The following is a 4216-nucleotide window of genomic DNA, read 5'->3' on the forward strand; positions in this document are numbered from 1 at the left end:
GCATTGTGCTCGATCGCCGTTCGGGTGGCCGGCTGATCGACGCGTGGGCGGGTGCGACGCTGGTGCGGGTGGGTCCCCGCGGCTACCGTGAGCTGATCCTGCTGCACGGGCTGACCGAAACGGCGCTGCTGCCGTCGGATCCCGGCTCCACCACCGATGCCGGCATCATCCTTGACGACCATCATCCACGCCGGATCCGATACGGCCCGAGAGGCGAGCACACCAAGCTCTACCGACCGCACAAGTTCTACGACATAAACAGCCCGCGCGGCTACGTGCGTTGCCTGGTGCGCAGCGACAACGGCTGCGACCATGCCCGACTGCTGGAGGTCACCGCCACCGAGGACGGCGTCGTCTATCAGGTGGTGGCCGAGCGCCCGGATTGCGATCTGGACGAATTCATCGTCAGCGACGACCTCAGCACGGTTGCGTTGTTGTGGAACCTGCACGGACGCATCGAATTACAGATGATGTCGTTTGTCGACCACACCCTGCTCGAACCGATTCCACTGCCGGCGCCGGTGGCCGGCGAGCTGTCGATCAGCGCCAGCGGCTCGATGGTCGCGCTGACCGTCGAGGGCCCATCGATGCCGCGGACGGTCGAACTGGTCGATCCGCGATCTCGGGAATGGGTACGCATCGACCGCGAACCCAGCCGCGGACCGGTGGCTGCCGGCAGCCCAGGCCCCACGCTGGAGACGATCACCGCCCGCGACGGGCTGACGTTTACCGGCTGGTTGTACCGGCCGCCGAAACAGGTACCACACGCCGGAGCACTGCTGTTTCTGCACGGCGGCCCGGAAGGACAAGCCAGGCCTGGCTATAACGAGCTGTTTCCCGAACTGCTCAACGCCGGCGTCACGGTGTTTGCCCCCAACTTCCGCGGCTCGGGCGGGTTCGGCAGGGCATTCATGCATGCCGACGACAAGGAGAAACGCTTCGCCGCCATCGACGACGTCGCCGATTGCGTGCGGTTTCTGGTCGACGCCGGCCTGGCCGACGAGAACCGGATCGCGTGCGCAGGCTGGTCCTACGGCGGCTTTTTGACGCTGGCCGCGTTGACGTTTCACCCCAGGCTTTTCGCCGCGGGCATCAGCATCTGCGGGATGAGCGACCTGTCCACGTTCTACCGCGACACCGAACCGTGGATCGCCCAGGCCGCGTTTTCGGAGTACGGCCACCCGGTCAACGACCGCGAATTGTTCGCGCAACTGTCGCCGCTGCGTCACGTCGATGCGCTGACGGCGCCGCTTTTGGTCGTGCACGGCGCCAACGACACCAATGTGCCGCCGAGCGAATCCGAGCAGATCGTTGAGGCGCTGCGGGAGCGAGGCCGCACCGTGCGCTATTTGCGCTTCGACGACGACGGACACGAGATCGCCAAACGGGAAAACCGGGTAGCGCTAATGGACGCCATCGCAGACTGGCTCACCGACGCCTTCGCGACGGCCCCGGTAACCCCGCTACTCGTCGTAGAAGCGAAGGAGTAACGACGCTCACCGCAGCGGAGAGGCGATACTGACCGATGCCCAGCACCGACTTTCACCCTGACCTTCGCACCATTGCCCGTCTCGCCCCCCGGACCTTGGTCACCCCGCGGACCCTACCGCTGATGCGGCGGGCGCTGAAGCTGCGGACTATCGGCCATCGCCACGACGTCGAAGTGCTCACGTTGGAATCAGGAGCCGGCGTGCGGCTACACCGGCCGGCCGGGGTCATCGAACCCGCCCCGGCGCTGCTGTGGATTCACGGCGGCGGGTATGTCATGGGCATTGCCCAGCAGGACGATGGGCTGTGCCAGCGCTTTACTCGCCAGCTGGGCATCACCGTCGCCGCGGTGGATTACCGGCTTGCGCCCGAACATCCCTATCCAGCGCCGCTGGAAGATTGCTATTCGGCGTTGACGTGGCTGAGCGGATTGCCCGCAGTGGATCCTGCGCGGGTGGCGATCGGCGGCGCCAGCGCCGGTGGCGGGCTGGCGGCGGCGCTCGCACTGCTGGCCCGTGACCGCGGCGAGGTCAGCCCGGTACTACAAGTGTTGGCCTACCCGATGCTCGACGACCGCCCCTCGGCGAGCCCGAAAAACGTCAGCTACCGGCTGTGGAGCCCGAGCAGCAACCGCTTCGGTTGGGCGGCGTACCTCGCCGGCGCCGATCCAGTTCTCGCAGTGCCGGCACGCCGCGACGATCTAAGCGGGCTCCCGCCGGCGTGGATCGGCGTCGGCACCCAGGATTTGTTCCATGACGAGGATCTCGCCTATGCCGAGCGTCTCACTCGCGCCGGGGTGCCATGCCATGTCGAAGTCGTGCCGGGCGCATTCCACGGCTTCGACCTGTTGCTACCGAGAGCGCAAGTATCGCGGGAGTTTTTCGCCAGCCAGTGCGCGTGTTTGCGTAAAGCGTTCACCTCCGACAGTGCACCACCACCCCGCTGACAATGGTGGCGGCGATCATCTCGGCGTCGAGTTCGGCCAGCGCCGTGTTCGGCGGCACGCTGAGAATGCACAAATCTGCGGCTTGTCCCGGTTCGACGGCGCGTGGTTGCGCGGGCTCGCCGGCCCGTCCCAAGAACATCGTCAAAGCCGTTCGCGCCGTTATACATTCGCTCGGGTTGAGAACGGCGCCGCTGGGCGTGGTGCGGTGCACCGCGGCACGCATAGCCGCCCACGGGTCGTCGCCGCCGAACGGCATATCGGTGGATAACGCTACGGCGACACCGGCATTGATGAGCGATGCCACCCGCCACAGCTGGTCATGCTCGGCGACGGGGACTTCAGCGAGGTAGTGATCGCCGCGCTCGGCGACGAAGTTGGGTTGGGTCACCACGATCACGCCGAGCTCGGCCAGCTCGCCCAGGGAATCAGGCGGCACCACCGCCGCATGCTCGATGCGGTCGCCCGGGCGGGCGCCGGCTTGGCGCAGCGCTGCGATCGCCACCACCAGCTGCGCGGCGGTCACACAGTGGATGGCGACCGTACCGTCGTTGCGGTGGCGCTCGGCGATCCAGCCGGCCAGCGCGTCGAGGTCAAGGCTGTCGTCGTGCAGGATGCGCTTGCCGGGCGCCAGACAATGCACATGTTGCAGCAATTTCCCGCGCCGGTGCAGTTCGGTCAACGTCACGATGTCGCCGACCCCAAGATCCGGTGTGGCGTCGGTGACGCCGGTGACGCCGTAGCGAGCCAGTCGGCTGCTGAGCGGGGCCAAGTTGATTTCGCGGCGCCCCAGCGCATCTGACCACTCGGGGTCCGCGCTGCGCAACCGGCCGTCGGGGTGATCGGCCAACCCGACCGCGCTCAGGGCCGCCGAGTTGAGGATCCACAGCACCCCGCTGCGATGCTGTACGCGCACCGGCACCGGCGGGGAGATGGTGTCGAGCACCGTCCGATCCAGCGGGCCGGCGCACGAATCGTCGTAGCCCACCGCGCGTATCCACCCGTCGCTGCCGACTTGTGCGGTGGTCAACGTGTGGGCCAAGTCGTCGCGGTCACGCACCTGCGGTGGCCCGACCCGCACCGAATCCTCCGCGGCAGCAGCCGAATACAAGTGCACGTGGTGGTCGTGCAGTCCGGGCAGCACGGTTCCGCCGCCCGCGTCGAACACGTCCTCGCCGCGCCGTGGCGTTAACTTGTCGCCGACTTCCTCGATCTGCGCCCCAACCCGGACGTCGACCGCTGCGCCGTCGAGCGGGGTGGCGCGCTGGATCAGCACGGCGCACAGAGCCTTTCGGCGACGATGTGCCGCACTGCGGCGTTGTCGGCGCCCAACGGTGGCGCCGGCAGACTTGGCGGCGGCGGCTGCGGCGCTGCGACAGGTGTAGCGCCGGTCGACGATTCCCGCGGCAGTGCGGCGTAGGTCGCGGCGACCGCCGCCATCGACACCTCGATCACCTCACCGCCGCCGCGGTACAGTGACTGCGCCGCTGCGCGCGCGGCTTCCAGCCCGCTGAGCGGGTCGGCGATGGCGTCGCCGCAGAACACCGGTCGCTCGCCGGCTGAGCCGACGAGCCCGCCGCCGACCGCCGCGTCGTCACCGAACGCCGCTCGGTCGGGCTGATCGCGGTACCCGTTGATGCGCAGCCACACCCGTCCCGGCCGGGCCGGTACGTCGTCGGCGCTCAAGTGGCGCCGCTGCAGCCCGGCTGGGCGCGATGCTTCGATGACGACGTCGGCCGCTGACAGCAGCTGCCGCAGCTCGTCGGCGCCGTTGTCGAAATCCAC

General features: G+C 68.2%; 4 protein-coding genes. 2 read left to right on the forward strand and 2 right to left on the reverse strand.

Annotated elements, in window-relative coordinates; translation table 11 throughout:
• Together ACFE99_RS23340 and ACFE99_RS23345 are read left to right on the forward strand one after the other, a co-directional pair.
• The coding region (locus ACFE99_RS23340; RefSeq protein WP_375488998.1) for an alpha/beta hydrolase family protein at positions 1 to 1490 on the forward strand (1490 nt) is incomplete at its 5' end.
• Positions 1491 to 1525: 35 nt separating this feature from the next.
• Positions 1526 to 2434: an alpha/beta hydrolase gene (locus ACFE99_RS23345; RefSeq protein ID WP_375489000.1), complete on the forward strand. Its 909-nt coding sequence runs from the start codon at positions 1526 to 1528 to the stop codon at positions 2432 to 2434.
• Here the strand turns inward: ACFE99_RS23345 and ACFE99_RS23350 are convergent.
• Both ACFE99_RS23350 and ACFE99_RS23355 read right to left on the reverse strand, forming a co-directional pair.
• Entirely contained in the window at positions 2403 to 3707 is a 1305-nt protein-coding gene (locus tag ACFE99_RS23350; protein ID WP_375489002.1) for an amidohydrolase family protein, read from the reverse strand. The two genes, ACFE99_RS23345 and ACFE99_RS23350, sit on opposite strands and share 32 nt — an antisense overlap.
• Positions 3701 to 4216: CoA transferase (locus ACFE99_RS23355; RefSeq protein ID WP_375489004.1), on the reverse strand; the 516-nt coding region annotated here is incomplete at its 5' end. The genes ACFE99_RS23355 and ACFE99_RS23350, both read right to left, overlap by 7 nt.

This window comes from uncultured Mycobacterium sp. (assembly GCF_964249325.1).
Taxonomy (GTDB): domain Bacteria; phylum Actinomycetota; class Actinomycetes; order Mycobacteriales; family Mycobacteriaceae; genus Mycobacterium.